Raw genomic sequence first — 14,554 nt, 5'->3', positions numbered from 1 at the left:
CATTCAATGACTTCCGGGAGATCGATGGTCGGAGTGGCAGGATTTGAACCTGCGACCCCCTCGTCCCGAACGAGGTGCGCTACCAGGCTGCGCTACACTCCGTGACCGCCGATGAGCCGGGTTATAGACAGTGGATTCGCCAGCCGCAAGGGGCCTTGTGAAGCTTCTAAACCGCCCTGTGGATGACCGATGACGAAGGCTGTTGATGACGGGGGTGATGCACCGTTGCGGGCGCGCGTCCAACCGTCTATAGGACGGTCGCTGCGGTGTCTTCGGGCCCGCCTGCTGGGGCGTCGCCAAGCGGTAAGGCAGCGGTTTTTGGTACCGCCATTCGGAGGTTCGAATCCTCCCGCCCCAGCCAGTCAGCCAGAAAGCCGTAAATCTGCCGTCTTGGAATTCGGATCGCGACGATGCGTCCAATTCGAGACCATCTGCGCTCGATGGGCGATACCATCGTTCTCCACGACGGTACGGCTCTGTACCGCGCTCTTTGGCACGGAAGCGCCGGTCGTGCAGGCTGCCCTATTTCCCGACGACGCAAGCTACGGCCCGACATACGCCGCCCCTTTCGCGGGCAGCGATCTCGATTCGCTTCCCCCGGGACGAGGCTGACGAGCCGGGGAACCGAACTGTCCGAGCCCCTCCCCGATCTATCGAGGGCCAATGGGCCGAGCCCAAAACGAAAAAGGCGGCCCGATGGGCCGCCTTCTCGTAACCGTATGTCGAAGCCGATTAGAACTTGTAGTTCAGGCCGGCCTTGATGACGTTCGACGTCAGATCAGCCTTGACCGAGTCGAAGGCGTAGGTCTGCGAACCGAGATCAACGTAGTTGTACTCGAGCAGGCCGGTGATGTTCTGGGTGAAGGCGTATTCCGCGCCGACGCCAGCGGTCCAACCAACATGCCACTGCGACTCGTCATACGCGACGACCGGCGTGTTCAAAGAGAGCTTGGACTGGCCGTAAGCAACACCGCCCTTGCCGTAGACGAGCAGGTTGTCGAAGGCATAGCCGATGCGGCCGGTCGTGCTGCCGAGCCACTCAAGCTTCTGCTCGAAGTTGGAGCCCTCGAAGCCATCCAGGCTGACCTTAGCCGAGGTGTAGGAGAAGTCGGTCTGGGCGCCGATGACGATGTTGTCGAACTGCCAGTTGTAGCCGGCCTGGACGCCACCGAGGAAGCCGGTGTTGTCATCGTTGAAATCGGCGAAGTTGCCCTGCGGCGAGCTGTAATCGAAATCGGTGATGGCAGCGCCGGCATGAACGCCGAGGTAGAAGCCGGTCCAGTTGAAGGCAGCGGGAGCTGCTGCGGTGACCGGGGCGGGCTCGTAGGTCAGGTCAGCTGCCTGGGCGCCGACGACGCCGAGAGCCAGGACCGAAGCGGAGGCGAGAGCGAAAAAACGAATGTTCACGGGGGAGCTCCATCTGAATTGCTATGGCACTCATAGCAGACGCCCCTACGGAATACCGTTGCGCGGACGCCACAGTTTAGCTGGAATGAAAAAATGTCGAGCCCTTTATCCGCAGACGTATGGCGGGGCCGAGCCCAAAACGAAGAAGGCGGCCCGATGGGCCGCCTTCTCGAAGCGCTCGATCGAAACCGATTAGAACTTGTAGTTCAGGCCGGCCTTGATGACGTTGGTCGTCAGGTCTGCGCTGACGGCGTCGTTGAAGTAATCCTGCGAGCCGAGGTCAACGTAGTTGTACTCGAGCAGGCCGGTGATGTTCTGGGTGAAGGCGTATTCAGCGCCGACGCCAGCGGTCCAACCAACGTGCCACTGCGAGTCGTTCATGTTGAACAAGGTGTCCTCGATCTTGGACTGGCCGTAAGCGACACCGCCCTTGCCATAGACGAGCAGGTTGTCAAAGGCGTAACCGACCCGAGCGGTCGTGCTGCCAAGCCATTCAAGCTTGTTCTCGGCGCCGACGAAGTCGTCCGAGATCTTGGCTGAGGTGTAGGCGAAGTCGGTCTGGGCGCCGATGACGATGTTGTCGAACTGCCAGTTGTAGCCGGCCTGAACGCCACCGATGAAGCCGGTGTTGTCATCGCTCGGCTGGTAATCGCCGTAGTTGTAGTCGCCGTCAAACATCGCCGCGCCAGCGTGGACGCCGAGGTAGAAGCCGGTCCAGTTAAAGGCAGCCGGAGCTGCAGCGGCGACCGGAGCGGGCTCATAGGTCAGGTCAGCTGCCTGGGCGCCGACAACGCCGAGAGCCAGAACCGAAGCCGAGGCGAGAGCGAAAAAGCGAATGTTCACGGGGGAACTCCATATAAATTGCTATGACAATCATAGCAGAGCCCCTGACCGAATGCCGTTGCGCAGACGCCACAGTTTAGTGGGAATGAAAAGTCCAACCCTTCCGGTGCGGCCTGGCGGACCATCACACGCCAGAAACGAAAAAGGCGGCCCGAGGGCCGCCTTCTCCAGATAATGTCGAAGCCGATTAGAACTTGTAGTTCAGGCCGGCCTTGATGACGTTCGACGTGATGTCAGCCGAAACGGCGTTGTCGAAGTAATCCTGCGAGCCGAGATCGACATAGTTGTACTCGACCAGGCCGGTGATGTTCTGGGTGAAGGCGTATTCAGCGCCGACGCCAGCGGTCCAGCCGGTGTGCCACTTGGAGTCGTCTGCACCCGGGATGTTGATCTTCGACGAACCGTAGGCGACGCCGCCCTTGCCGTAGACGAGCAGGTTGTCGAAGGCATAACCGACGCGAGCGGTCGTGCTGCCCAGCCACTCGAGCTTGTTCTCGAAGCCGCCGTCCGAGATCTTCGCCGAGGTGTAGGCGAAGTCCGTCTGCGCACCGATGACGATGTTGTCGAACTGCCAGTTGTAGCCAGCCTGGACGCCTCCGAGGAAGCCGGTGTTGTCATCGCTGGCCGTGCCGACGACGAAAGGCGAGCTGTATTCGAAATCGGTGATGGCTGCGCCGGCGTGCACGCCGAGGTAGAAGCCGGTCCAGTTGAAGGCGGCCGGAGCTGCCTCGACGACCGGAGCCGGTGCGGGCTCATAGGTCAGGTCAGCAGCCTGGGCGCCAACGACGCCGAGAGCCAGAAGCGAGGCCGAAGCCAGGGCAGAGAGACGGAGAATGTTCACGGGGGGAACTCCAAGTTCGAAGATATTAAGCTACGTATATCACAGCCCAGCCAAATTACTGTTGTGCGCAGGACACAGCCACAGCATGAATTGAAAGGACTTCCGGAAACTCCGAGCGACAACGCAAACGGCACGATTTCGTTGCAGCCCCAAGATGGACCGTTACGAATTCATGTCCGCTAGGTTAAGAAATGTCAGGAAATCCGGCGATTATGAGGCGGAAATAAGGTCTCTGCCAGTTCGTGCACAAGCCGTTCTCCGGAGACGCCGCCGCCAGCGATCCATAGAAACAAACGCGTCGGGAGATCCGAATATATTGGAAGGCAACCATACTTACGCTGGGGAAGAAAAGGCCGATCCTCTCGCGAGACTCGCCCGGATCTTGCGGCCGCACGCATCACGCCAGCAACGCGCCTTGCGGCATCGGGCCGATGGCCGGCGTCCGGCATGACCGATCTCGCTCTCTATGCCGGCCTCTTTCTCGCCGCCCTCGCCGCCGCCACCATCCTGCCGATGCAGTCCGAAGCGGTCCTCGTCGGGCTGCTGCTGGCCGATTATTCGCCGATCTGGCTGCTGACGGTGGCCAGCATCGGCAATGTGCTGGGCTCGGTGATCAACTGGTATTTTGGTCGCGGCATCGCGCGCTTCCAGGATCGCCGCTGGTTTCCCGTCGGGCCCGCAGCGCTGGCCCGCGCCGAGGCCTGGTATCGGCGCTATGGCCGGTGGTCCCTGCTTTTGAGCTGGGCGCCGGTTGTCGGCGACCCGCTGACGGTCGTCGCCGGCATCCTGCGCGAACCGATGCCGGTTTTCCTGCTGCTTGTCACCATCGCCAAGGTGGGACGCTATCTGGTCCTGGCGGCGATCACGCTGAACTGGATCGTCTGAGCCGATTCGGGCCAAGACGGGCCCCCGCCTCCCTGGCCTCGTTTCGAACTTCGACCCAGCGGAAAGTTGGCTGCTGGCGACGGATCCAAACGCCATGCGATGCATTGGGAATGTCAGGAGGTACCCGACATGCCCATTCAATCCATCCATCAGGCGACCGCCGCCGCGAGCCCGGTCTCCCGCTCATCCTATGGCTATCTGCCGGAAGGCGTCACGCCGATCGGCTCCAGCCTCGCAGCGCTGAGAAAATCGCGCGGCCTCACCTGCGCCCAGCTGTCCGAGCGCTCCGGCGTTGATCTCATCATCATCATGCTGGCCGAACGTGGCAGCGATCTGATGGCCGAGGAGCGGGCAGCGATCGCGACCGTCCTGGAAGTCGAGGACGACGTCAGCTGGAGCTGAACGGGCAGGTCCGCCGCCCGCCTAGGGCGGCGAACCGATCTCTGCCAAGTGACTTTCTAGCGTAGCCAGCGGCTGCTCACGGCGACGCCGACCAGCAGCAGCGCGATCAGCAAGAATGCTGCCGACAGGCTGGTGAGCTGGGCGACGAAACCGATCGCCGCCGGTCCGGCCAGAATGCCGGCGTAACCCAGCGTGGTCACGGCGGGGATCGCGATGTGCTCCGGCATCACCTTCTGCCGACCGATGGCGCTGTAAAGCACCGGAACGACGTTGGAGCAGCCGGCTCCGACTAGCGCGTAGCCGACCAGAGCGGCTTCCCAGAACGGCACGAGCGTGGCAATCGCCAGGCCCGCCGCCGCGCACAATCCCCCGAACACGATGATGCGATTCTGTCCGACGAGGCGCACGATCCGATCGCCCGTCAGGCGGCCGATCGTCATGGTGATCGCGAACGCCGTATAGGCAAGACCGGCATGACTCGGGTCGACGCCGCGCACGGAGTTCAAAAATACGGCGCTCCAGTCGAGCACGGCGCCTTCCGTCAGGAAGACGATGAAGCAGAGCGCGCCGATGAACAGCACGACGCCATGGGGAATCGCGAAGGCCGGTCCGCTGCCGCTGCTGCCATAGGGCAGCAGATTGGCGGCGGCGAAGGCGAGCGCCGCGGCCACCAGCGCCACCACGACCAGGGCCGCCACGAAGGGCGATGCCCCCAGCGCCAGCATGGCGCTGACCCCGCCAGCCCCCGCTATGCCGCCCACGCTGAACAGGCCGTGAAAGCCGGACATCATCGTGCGCCCGCTGGCTCGTTCCACGATCACCGCCTGAATGTTGACGACGCAGTCGACGAGACCGACGCCGGCGCCGAACAGCAGCAGCGCCGGCACCAGCAAGCCGAAGCTGGAGACGCTGGCCAGCATTGGCAGCGCAAGGCAGAGCATGGCGGAGCCGGCAATGATGATCCGGCGGCAGCCGAACCGCGCCGCCAGCGCACCCGAAGGCGGCATGGAAACGATCGAGCCGGCGCCGAGGCAGAGCAGCAGCAGGCCCAGCATGCCGTCATCGAGGCCCGCACGCGCCTTGGCGAAGGGCACCAGCGGTGCCCAGGCGGCCATGCCGAAGCCTGCGATGAAGAATGCGATCCGGGTTGAAAGCTGTTCGGGCGCGCCGGGAACGCTGGTCGCGATCGTTTCGGTGGAAGCCATGCAAGAAGACCTGTCGTAGCTCGATGGTTGCCTTTGCGGAGCGCTCGGCGGGCTGCCCGGCCAAGAATCCGGCGCAGCGCGACCGTGACGATGGAGAAACCGGCGCTGTAATCAAGCCCGAAGGCGCTTTCCGGGCTGAATTCGCAGCAAAATCGGCGATTTCCGGCGATCGCAAAAAAACTTCGAAAAAAGTGCGAGCCCGCGTGAACCTTTTCCCGCGCCGCCGCGACCAATGGTCATCGGGGCCGCAACGGGCGGACCCAAGAGTTCCAGAGGGAGATCCAAAATGACCATTCTCAAGTCGATCCGCACCACTGCCACCGTCGCAGCGCTGGCCATCGCCACCATCGGCGCCACCTCGCTCCTCACCGCGAGCAGCGCCAATGCCGGCCCCGGCTTCGGTGGCCCCGGCGGCTTCAGCGGCGGCCATGGTGGCGGTCACGGCGGAGGCCATGGTGGCGGTCATGGTGGCCATGGCGGTCACGGTGGTTGGGGCGGCCATGGTGGTGGCTGGGGCGGCCCGCGCTGGGGCGGCGGCATCTATGTCGGCATCCCCGCTTATGTCGGCGTCCAGGAGGAATGCTACAAAGTCCGCAAGCGCGTCTTCGTCCCCGGCGTCGGCCGGGTCTGGAAGCGGGTCGTGGTCTGCGATTGAGCGCACCATGGCCGGTACAAGCCAGGCGGCGACGGGAAATTGCCCCAAAACCGCCTGGCAACCGCCACGAGAGTTGACCGGGGAACGGCAAGTCGCCACCCTCCCCGGTCAGATGGCGGGATGGATGGGGCCTCCAATGCTCGGCAGCCAGGACGAACAGTGGATCGCCCGGATCGCCAGGGGCGACCAGGCGGCGATGCGGGCCCTGTTCGGCGCCCACAACATTCGCGTCCACCGTTTCGTCCTGAGGCTGGTCCGGCGAGAGGACATCGCCGAGGACATCGTCACCGAAGTCTTCCTGGATGTCTGGCGCCAGGCCGCCAAGTTCGAAAGACGCGCCAGCGTCACGACCTGGCTGCTGTCGATCGCCCGCTTCAAGGCCTATTCGGCGCTGCGCCGTCGCACCGAAGCCCCGCTCGACGACGAGTTCGCCGAGACGATCGAGGACCTGGACGACACGCCGGAAGTCTCGCTGCAGAAGTCGGACAAGGCCGGCGTCCTGCGCGCCTGCATCGACCGGCTGTCGCGCGAGCACCGCGAGGTGATCGACCTCGTCTACTACCAGGAACAATCGATCGAAGATGTCAGCCGCATTGTCGGCATACCGGAAAATACGGTGAAGACCCGCGTGTTCCATGCCCGCAAGCGGCTTTCGGAGCTCTGCCGGGACGCCGGACTGGATAGGGGTTGGCCATGACGGATCCACAAGACGAACCCGGCCGGATCGAGGCGCTGCTGCCCTGGTACGCCAATGGCACGCTTTCGGCCGAGGAAGCCGCCGAGGTAGAAGCGGCGCTGGCGAGCGATCCGCTGCTGCGCGCCCATCTGGCGCGGATCGAGGACGAGCGTATCGCCACGATCGAAAGCGCCGAGGCCTTGCCCCTGCCCTCGTCGCGCATGACCGATCGCCTGTTCGTCGAGATCGGAAAATCCGCCCCATCGGCCCGTCCATCGCTGCTTTCCCGGCTGTTCGGCGCATTCGGGGAACAGATCGCCGCGCTATCCCCGTCTCAGCTCGGACTGTCAGCGGCTGCCGCGGCGCTGGTGCTGCTCGTGCTGGGCGGCGCGCTTGGCGGGCTGGTTGCCCAGCGGGAGTTAACGGAGGGCTACCAAACCGCCTCCGGCGACACGGCTGTTAACCCCACCGGCGCCTACCTGCTTGTCGCCTTCCAGCCCACGGCGACCGCCGCCGAGATCGAGCGGATCGTCGGCTCGGTTGGCGGCAACATCGTCGACGGCCCCCGCGCCGGCGGCCTGTTCAAGCTGCGGATCGGCGAGGCGACCATGACCGCCGCCGACCGCAAGGCGGTGACCGACAGGCTGGCGGCTGAGAAGGCCATCGTGAAGCTGGTCATAGCGGCGCCCTGAGCGCCGGTTCACAACCGTCCGAGATGGAACTGCGACCGCCCCTTGGGAGGCTGCCATGAACACGCACCGGATCACCATGCTCGCGCTCGCTTTGGCGATGCTGGCGACAACAACGCCCTACCCGCAAGCCCTTGCGGCGGAACGGTTTTCGGTGGCGCAAGCGAGCACCGACAACGGTTGGCGCGACGAGGACTGGCGGCGGCCGAAGCGCCCCAGGCCGGAACGGCCCGACCGGCCGCGCCGCCCTCACACTGGCCCAGTGATCCTGTTCGTCCCGGCGATCGCCTATCCGATGACCGAGCGCGAAGTCGCGCCGCCGCGCGATTATGAGCGACCCGCCCCTCGCCGGCCAAAGGCCGTGACGCGCAAGCCGACGCGGGCGGCCAAGGCTCCTGCCCAGAAAAAGGCGACTCCGAAACCGACCCGGCAGGCGCCCGCCGTCCAGGCACAGGCCGGCAGCTATGTCGAAGGCGAGGTTCTCTTCAGCGCCCCCTCGCCGGAAATCAGCGAGACCATCCTGAAGCGTCATCGGCTGACGCGGCTGGAGACCGTCCAACTGTCCCTAACCGGCACGACGGTGGTGCGCGCCCGGGTCGCCAGGGGCGGCAGTTCGGTCACGGCGCTTCGAGCGCTCCGGGCCGATAAAGCCTTGCTTTCCAGCGAGTTGAACCATCTCTACGCCCTGCAGGAAGATGGCGCGGCGGCGCCGGTGGGCGACCTGGCGGCGGTTCAATATGCGCCGACGAAGATGCGCCTGCCCGAGGCGCATGCGGTGGCCGATGGCAAGGCCATCCTCGTCGCCGTCATCGATTCCGGCATCGATGGCAGCCATCCGGAGCTTGCCGGCACGCTCGACGCTGCCAGCCAGAGCGCAACCATCGACCCGCATGGCACGGCGATCGCCGGCGTCATCGCCGCGCACCAGCGCTTGGTCAGCGCCTCGCCGAAAGTGAGGATCCTGGCTTTCGACAGCTTCCTCGGACGGCAGGACGGCACGGCGCGCGGCTCGACGCTCGACATCCTGAAAAGCCTCGATAAGGCGGCAGCAGCGGGAGCGCGGATCGTCAATCTGAGCTTCGCCGGCCCGGAAAACCTCATGCTCGCCAAGGGTTTGGAGGCCGCGGGTCAGCGCGGCATGATCCTGATCGCGGCGGCCGGCAATGGCGGCTCCAAGGCGGCACCCGTCTATCCCGGCGCGCATCCAGCGGTGATTGCCGTGACGGCGACGGACGCCAACGACTCCATCTACGCCTCGGCCAATCGTGGCGCCTATGTCGCGCTGGCAGCCCCCGGCGTCGACATCCTGACCGCCGCGCCGGGCGCAACCTATTCCCAGCTTTCCGGCACTTCCTTCGCGGCGGCGCAGGTGACGGGCGTGGCGGCCCTACTGCTTGAACGGGCGCCGGACCTGTCGCCCGCGGCCCTGCGCGCCATCCTCACCCGGACGGCCCGCGACCTCGGCAAGCCCGGCCGCGACGACATTTTTGGCGCAGGGCTGGTCGATGCGGCAGCGGCGCTGTCGGCGCTTCCCGAAGCGACAGCAAGCGCCGCTTTGCGGTGAGGCGGCGGCCGTCGGTTGGCCGCAGCTCTCCCGTCATCTCGTCGCCCCATCTCTCCGTCATCCCTGCGCAAGCAGGGATCCATGTCGGGGAAGGCCATCCTGCGCCGCCGAGCCTGGCGGCGCCATGGATCCCTGCTTGCGCAGGGATGACGGCAGCGTGTTGGGACAGGTCGAGATTCCTGTGGGACCCGCCCAAGGACCTTGGAGGACCTCGAGCCCTACCCCTTCTTCACTACCAGCAGCGACAGCGCGTTGATCGTCACCAGCACCGTCGCGCCGGTGTCGGCGAGGATGGCGGGCCAGAGGCCGGTGATGCCGAGAATGGTCGTGACCAGGAACACCGCCTTCAGGCCGAGTGCGATGACGATGTTCTGGTGGATGTTCGCCATCGTCCTCCGCGCCAGCCGGATCAGCCGCGCGACGTCGCCGACATTGTTGTTGAGAATCGCGGCATCGGCCGTCTCCAGCGCCACATCGGTGCCGCCACCCATGGCGATGCCGACATTGGCCGCCGCCAGCGCGGGCGCATCGTTGATGCCGTCGCCGACCTTGGCCACCTTCGCGCCGCCGGCCTGCAGTTCGCGGATGATGCGCTGCTTGTCCTGCGGCAGCAGTTCGGCGCGCACCTCGATGCCGAGATCACTGCCGACCGCCTGGGCCGCGCGCGCATTGTCGCCCGTCAGCATGATCGGCGACACGTTCAGCGCCGCCAGCGCCGCCAGTCCCGCCTTGGCGTCGGCGCGCGGGCCATCGCGCATGGCGATGATGCCCACGACGACATCGTCGACCAGCAGCACCGAAACGCTCTTGCCCTCGCCGCTGAAGGCGCTGATCGAGGCGTCCTGCTCAGTCGTCAGCGGCACGATCTCCGCCGCGGCAGCGGCCGAGCCGAGCAGCAGGGAACGGCCCTCGACCTTGCCGGTCATGCCCTTGCCGGCGATCGCCGCGATCGCCTCGGCGACGATCGTAGGCGCCGCCAGGTCGGTCGCCTTGGCGAGAATGGCACGGGCGAGCGGGTGGTTTGACCCAGTCTCCAGCGACGCGGCGAGCGCGATCACCTCGGCCTCCGGGCGGCCATAGCCGACGACATCGCTGACGACAGGCCGGCCCAGCGTCAGCGTGCCGGTCTTGTCGAAGGCGACGCGATTGATGCCTGCCAGTGTCTCCAGCACGGCGCCGCCCTTCATCAGCAAGCCCTGCCGGGCGCCGGCGGCGAGGCCGGCCGCGATCGCCGCCGGCGTCGAGATCACCAGCGCGCAGGGGCAGCCGATCAGCAGGATGGCGAGGCCCTTGTAGATCCATTCATCCCAGTTGCCGCCGAAGAACAGCGGCGGCAGGACGGCGACCAGCACGCCGACGATCAGCACGGCCGGCGTGTACCAGCGCGAGAAGCGGTCGATGAAGCGCTCGGTCGGCGCTTTGGATTCCTGCGCTTCCTCGACCAGGCGGACGATGCGCGCGATCGTGTTGTCGGACGCGACCGCCGTCACCTCGACGCGGATGACGCCATCGGCGTTGATCGTGCCGGCGAAGACGGTATCGCCGACACCCTTGCGCTTCGGCACGCTTTCGCCGGTTACCGGGGCCTCGTCGATCGCGCTCTCGCCCTCGAGAATCCGGCCATCGGCGGCGATGCGGTCGCCGGGGCGGATCTGGATGATCGCGCCGAGGGTCAGCTCGGCGGCCGGAATTTCCCGCGTGCCGTCAGGGCCTTCGAGGCGAGCCGTTTCGGGCAGCAGGGTGGCGAGGCCGCGAATGCTGGAACGCGCCCGGCGGGCAGCGACGCCTTCCAGCAGCTCGCCGATCAGGAACAGGAAGACGACCATCGCCGCCTCCTCGCCCGCGCCGATGATCACGGCGCCAACAGCGGCGATCGTCATCAGCGTCTCGATCGAGAACGGCGTGCCATAGCGCGCCGCCATCAGCGCGCGGCGGGCGATCGGCACGAGGCCGACCAGCATGGCGACGGCGAAGATGATCGACTTCGCCTCGGGGAAGAGATGCGAAGCCACGAAGGCGACGACGATCGCAGCGCCCGCCGCCAGGGTCAGCTTGGCCTTCTTCGATTGCCACCAGGCGCCCTCGTCCTCGCCGGCATCGTGGCCATGCAGGTCGAGCGGCGGCGCCGCCTTTGCGGCAGCCGCCGGGGTCGCAGGCGCATGCTCGTGCGCATGGCCACGGTCGTGCCCGGCGTGATCATGGTCGTGGCCGCTGCAGGAGGCACCATGGTCGTGGTCATGCTCGGCGGCAGCATGCGAATGTGCCGGCGCAGCCGGCGCCGTGCGGTTCGCGAGTGGCGCGATGCCGTAGCCAAGCTTCGTCACGATCGCCCGGATCGGCTCGGCCGGATCCGCGATCTGGCCGCGCCGCACCGTCATCGTGCCGGCGGAGACCGACACGGAGACATCCTCGACGCCGTCAATCCGGCGGACGGCCGTATCGATCTTCTGCGCGCAGGAGGCGCAATCCATGCCGGTGATGCGGTAGCGGTCCTGAATTCCCATGATCTACTCTCGAATTCGGCCTGGTGGTGCGAGGCTCTTGTGTGTTTCGAAAGGGAGCCTACATGCTCTAGCGACTAGAGGATCAAGAGGTGATTTGCATGGATCGCGCAGTTCCGATCGGCACGGTGTCGCGCCAGACGGGCATCAAGGTTCCGACCATCCGCTATTACGAGGAAGTCGGGCTGCTGCCCTCCCCGGCCCGCACCGACAGCAACCGGCGCAGCTATGACGCCGCCGCGATCCAGCGGCTGCGCTTCATCCGCCATGCGCGGGAGCTGGGCTTCGAGGTGGATGCGATCCGGCAATTGCTGACGCTTTCCGACCAGCCGGATCGCTCCTGCGCCGATGTCGATGTCATCGCGCGCAGCCATCTCGCCGAGATCGACGAGAAGATCGCCAAGCTGACGGCACTGCGCTCCGAGGTTCAGCGCATGGTCGACGAAGGCGAGCACGGCCGCGTCGCCGAATGCCGGGTGATCGAAGTCCTCGGCGACCACGGCGCCTGCCTGCACGACCGGCATTGAGGGGTGGTGGGGCTAGCCGGAGACGAAGTCTTGGACGACGGAACCCCTCACCCGCCGGCCTTCGGCCGTCGACCTCTCCCCATGGGAGAGGTGAAGGCTAGGCCGAGTCGTCAGGTTGGGCTCGGAGGGTTGTCAGGATGCGCAGCAACACCGTCTCCGTCTGGCGCAACACCTCGTCGTTCCAGAACCGTAGAATGAAATAGCCCGCTGTTTCCAGAATTGCGGTGCGTTCGGCATCCACCGCTGGATGGTGCTGGCCGCCGTCGACCTCAACAATCAGCCTTCGTTCGACGCAGAGAAAGTCGACGATGAAGCGATCAATGGGTTGCTGTCTGCGGAACTTGAACCCGTCGAGGCGACGGTCGCGCAAGTGATACCAGAGCCGGCGCTCGGCTTCCGTCATGTCCACACGAAGCCGCTGAATGAAGCGCCGACTATCCATCATCACCTCACAGCCAACGCAAGGCGACCGCTCGATCACCTCTCCCATGGGGAGAGGTCGGCCCGTCAGGGCCGGGTGAGGGGTTGAGGTCTAGCAGACCTGCCCCCTCACCCGCCTTCTCGAATCCCTACTTCGCTGCCGGACGCTTTGCCGCGCGCGTGTTAAGGTAGACCGAATAGAGGCTGGTCGTGCCGCAGATGTAGAGGCGGTTGCGCTTGCGGGCGCCGAACTCGACGTTGGCCACGACTTCCGGGATCTTGATCTTGCCAATCAGCGTGCCGTCCGGCGCGTAGCAGTTCACGCCGTCGCCGCACGAGCTCCAGATATTGCCGTGGATGTCGACGCGGAAACCGTCGAACAGGCCGATATCGCTGGTGGCGAAAGTGCGGCCGGCGCCGACCGACTTGCCGTCGCCCGCGACAGGATAGGCGCGGATGTCCGGCGAGCAGTCCGCCTTGTGGGTCAGGCCAGTGTCGGCGACGTAGAGGATCGATTCGTCCGGCGAGAAGGCCAGGCCGTTCGGGCGCACCATGTCGGTCACGACCGCCGTCACCGCCCCGGAGGCCGGATCGATGCGGTAGACGTTGCAGGCGCCGATCTCGCTCTCCGCCTTGTCGCCCTCATAGTCGCCGTCGATGCCATAGGTCGGATCGGTGAACCAGATCGAGCCATCCGACTTCACGACCACGTCGTTCGGCGCGTTCAGCTTCTTGCCCTCGAACCGGTCGGCAAGCACCTTGCGCGTGCCGTCATGCTCGATGCGGCTGACACAGCGGCCGAGATGCTCGCAGGAGACGAGGCGTCCCTCGAGATCGACGGTATGGCCGTTGTGGTTGTTGCACGGCGTGGCGAAAACCGAGACCGAGCCGTCGGTTTCGTCATAGCGCATCAGACGGTCGTTCGGGATGTCGGACCAGATCAGATATTTGCCGGCGGCGAAATAGGCCGGGCCCTCGGCCCAGCGAAAGCCCGTCGCGAGCTGCTCGACATGGACGTTCCCCATGGCCAGAGAACGGAACCGGTCGTCATAGACCACGAAATCCTTGGTAAGCATGTCCCCTCCACAATCTTCCATATCTTGGCGTTGAAAGATGCCGAAGCATAGGCGAAGCAACCTTTGCCGCAAGGCCCTCCACGACGGCCGCCGACGCATAACCGTGCATAGACAGACTGTTCACCAGCAGCCGCCTTTCAAAAAATGCTCAGGCATCCGACATGTGCTGAAGTGCAAATGAAGGAAGGCTCCCATGACCAAGGTTCTCGTTCTCTATTATTCCGCGTATGGCCACATCGAGAAGATGGCGGAAGCCGTCGCGGAAGGCGCCCGCTCCACCGGCGCCAAGGTCGATATCAAGCGCGTACCCGAGCTGGTGTCGGAAGAAGTCGCCAAGGCTTCCTATTACAAGATGGACCAGGCCGCTCCGATCGCGACCCCGGCCGATCTCGAAAACTACGACGCGATCATCGTCGGCGCCGGCACCCGCTACGGCACCGTCGCCTCGCAGATGCGCAATTTCTGGGACCAGACCGGTGGTCTGTGGGCCCAGGGCAAGCTCGTCGGCAAGGTCGGCTCGATGTTCACCTCGTCGGCGACCCAGCATGGCGGCCAGGAGTCGACGATTCTCGGCTTCATCCCGACCTTCCTGCATCACGGCCTGGCCTATGTCGGCCTGCCCTACGCCTTCCAGGGCCAGATGGGCGTTGAAGAAGTAAAGGGCGGCTCGCCCTACGGCGCCTCGACCATCACCGATGGCGACGGCAGCCGCCAGCCGTCGGCGATCGAACTCGAGGCCGCCAAGTTCCAGGGCGCCCACGTCGCCACCATCGCTGCCAAGGTTGCCGGCAAGGTCCTGCAGCCGGCATAAGCCGCACCAGAGCCGCTGCGCCCGCCTTCCTGCGCGGCGCGCTTGGAAACGC

Annotated in this window: 16 protein-coding genes and 2 tRNA genes; 10 read left to right on the top strand and 8 right to left on the bottom strand. The window is 65.5% G+C overall.

The features are described from left to right. Nucleotides 1–25 precede the first annotated feature (25 nt). A tRNA-Pro gene (locus tag ACHMWQ_RS10800) sits at nt 26–102 on the bottom strand. 184 nt (nt 103–286) lie between these two features. Between ACHMWQ_RS10800 and ACHMWQ_RS10795 the strand changes: the two genes are divergently transcribed. Beyond that, nucleotides 287–361 (top strand) — tRNA-Gln (locus ACHMWQ_RS10795). 371 nt (nt 362–732) lie between these two features. On the opposite strand, the gene ACHMWQ_RS10790 is transcribed toward ACHMWQ_RS10795, so the two are convergent. The 3 genes from ACHMWQ_RS10790 to ACHMWQ_RS10780 all read right to left on the bottom strand — a co-directional run bounded on the left by ACHMWQ_RS10790 (nt 733) and on the right by ACHMWQ_RS10780 (nt 3,091). Next, the gene (locus ACHMWQ_RS10790; RefSeq protein ID WP_396307460.1) at nt 733–1,407 is read right to left on the bottom strand and encodes an outer membrane protein; all 675 of its coding nucleotides are present in this window, start codon (nt 1,405–1,407) and stop codon (nt 733–735) included. Nucleotides 1,408–1,599: 192 nt separating this feature from the next. Beyond that, nucleotides 1,600–2,250 (bottom strand): outer membrane protein, encoded by a 651-nt coding sequence (locus ACHMWQ_RS10785; protein ID WP_396307459.1) that lies wholly within the window; start codon nt 2,248–2,250, stop codon nt 1,600–1,602. 187 nt (nt 2,251–2,437) lie between these two features. Beyond that, nucleotides 2,438–3,091 (bottom strand): outer membrane protein, encoded by a 654-nt coding sequence (locus ACHMWQ_RS10780; protein WP_396307458.1) that lies wholly within the window; start codon nt 3,089–3,091, stop codon nt 2,438–2,440. Nucleotides 3,092–3,538: 447 nt separating this feature from the next. On the opposite strand from ACHMWQ_RS10780, the gene ACHMWQ_RS10775 reads away from it, so the two are divergent. Together ACHMWQ_RS10775 and ACHMWQ_RS10770 are read left to right on the top strand one after the other, a co-directional pair. Beyond that, nucleotides 3,539–3,976, top strand: coding sequence for a YqaA family protein (locus ACHMWQ_RS10775; RefSeq protein ID WP_396307457.1), 438 nt, complete (start codon nt 3,539–3,541; stop codon nt 3,974–3,976). Nucleotides 3,977–4,105: 129 nt separating this feature from the next. Next, on the top strand, nt 4,106–4,378 hold the full coding sequence (locus tag ACHMWQ_RS10770; RefSeq protein WP_396307456.1) for a hypothetical protein: 273 nt from the start codon (nt 4,106–4,108) through the stop codon (nt 4,376–4,378). Between the two features lie 56 nt (nt 4,379–4,434). Here the strand turns inward: ACHMWQ_RS10770 and ACHMWQ_RS10765 are convergent, their stop codons facing one another. Beyond that, a complete protein-coding gene (locus ACHMWQ_RS10765) occupies nt 4,435–5,583 on the bottom strand; it encodes an MFS transporter (RefSeq protein ID WP_396307455.1) in 1,149 nt (382 codons plus the stop codon). Between the two features lie 23 nt (nt 5,584–5,606). Here ACHMWQ_RS10765 and ACHMWQ_RS10760 point away from each other — a divergent pair, with 23 nt between their 5' ends. The 5 genes from ACHMWQ_RS10760 to ACHMWQ_RS10740 all read left to right on the top strand — a co-directional run bounded on the left by ACHMWQ_RS10760 (nt 5,607) and on the right by ACHMWQ_RS10740 (nt 9,167). Beyond that, nucleotides 5,607–5,873, top strand: a complete 267-nt coding sequence (locus ACHMWQ_RS10760) for a hypothetical protein (protein ID WP_396307454.1) — start codon at nt 5,607–5,609, stop codon at nt 5,871–5,873. Further along, nucleotides 5,870–6,238, top strand: a complete 369-nt coding sequence (locus ACHMWQ_RS10755; protein ID WP_396307453.1) for a hypothetical protein — start codon at nt 5,870–5,872, stop codon at nt 6,236–6,238. Before ACHMWQ_RS10760 ends, ACHMWQ_RS10755 begins: the two co-directional genes overlap by 4 nt. Nucleotides 6,239–6,374: 136 nt before the next feature. After that, entirely contained in the window at nt 6,375–6,935 is a 561-nt protein-coding gene (locus ACHMWQ_RS10750) for a sigma-70 family RNA polymerase sigma factor (RefSeq protein ID WP_396307452.1), read from the top strand. Next, entirely contained in the window at nt 6,932–7,606 is a 675-nt protein-coding gene (locus ACHMWQ_RS10745) for a zf-HC2 domain-containing protein (protein ID WP_396307451.1), read from the top strand. Before ACHMWQ_RS10750 ends, ACHMWQ_RS10745 begins: the two co-directional genes overlap by 4 nt. Nucleotides 7,607–7,661: 55 nt before the next feature. Further along, complete coding sequence (locus ACHMWQ_RS10740) at nt 7,662–9,167, top strand: S8 family serine peptidase (RefSeq protein ID WP_396307450.1); 1,506 nt, start codon at nt 7,662–7,664, stop codon at nt 9,165–9,167. A 218-nt stretch (nt 9,168–9,385) separates the two neighbouring features. On the opposite strand, the gene ACHMWQ_RS10735 is transcribed toward ACHMWQ_RS10740, so the two are convergent. Beyond that, entirely contained in the window at nt 9,386–11,671 is a 2,286-nt protein-coding gene (locus ACHMWQ_RS10735) for a heavy metal translocating P-type ATPase (RefSeq protein ID WP_396307449.1), read from the bottom strand. A gap of 98 nt (nt 11,672–11,769) precedes the next feature. Here ACHMWQ_RS10735 and ACHMWQ_RS10730 point away from each other — a divergent pair, with 98 nt between their 5' ends. Further along, nucleotides 11,770–12,195 carry a helix-turn-helix domain-containing protein gene (locus ACHMWQ_RS10730; protein ID WP_396307448.1) on the top strand — a complete coding sequence of 142 codons (426 nt, stop codon included), beginning with the start codon at nt 11,770–11,772 and terminating at the stop codon, nt 12,193–12,195. A gap of 97 nt (nt 12,196–12,292) precedes the next feature. On the opposite strand, the gene ACHMWQ_RS10725 is transcribed toward ACHMWQ_RS10730, so the two are convergent. Continuing rightward, on the bottom strand, nt 12,293–12,685 hold the full coding sequence (locus ACHMWQ_RS10725) for an endonuclease domain-containing protein (RefSeq protein WP_396307447.1): 393 nt from the start codon (nt 12,683–12,685) through the stop codon (nt 12,293–12,295). 79 nt (nt 12,686–12,764) lie between these two features. Next, complete coding sequence (locus ACHMWQ_RS10720; RefSeq protein ID WP_396307446.1) at nt 12,765–13,691, bottom strand: SMP-30/gluconolactonase/LRE family protein; 927 nt, start codon at nt 13,689–13,691, stop codon at nt 12,765–12,767. Between the two features lie 193 nt (nt 13,692–13,884). On the opposite strand from ACHMWQ_RS10720, the gene wrbA reads away from it, so the two are divergent. Next, a complete protein-coding gene (gene wrbA, locus ACHMWQ_RS10715; protein ID WP_354547967.1) occupies nt 13,885–14,502 on the top strand; it encodes an NAD(P)H:quinone oxidoreductase type IV in 618 nt (205 codons plus the stop codon). Nucleotides 14,503–14,554 lie beyond the last annotated feature (52 nt).

The sequence above is a fragment of the Kaistia sp. UC242_56 genome, assembly GCF_044452255.1.
In the GTDB taxonomy this organism is placed as follows: Bacteria; Pseudomonadota; Alphaproteobacteria; order Rhizobiales; family Kaistiaceae; genus Kaistia; species Kaistia defluvii_A.
Note: the sequence above shows the minus strand (reverse complement) of the source record. Positions and strands in the feature narration are given on the sequence as shown.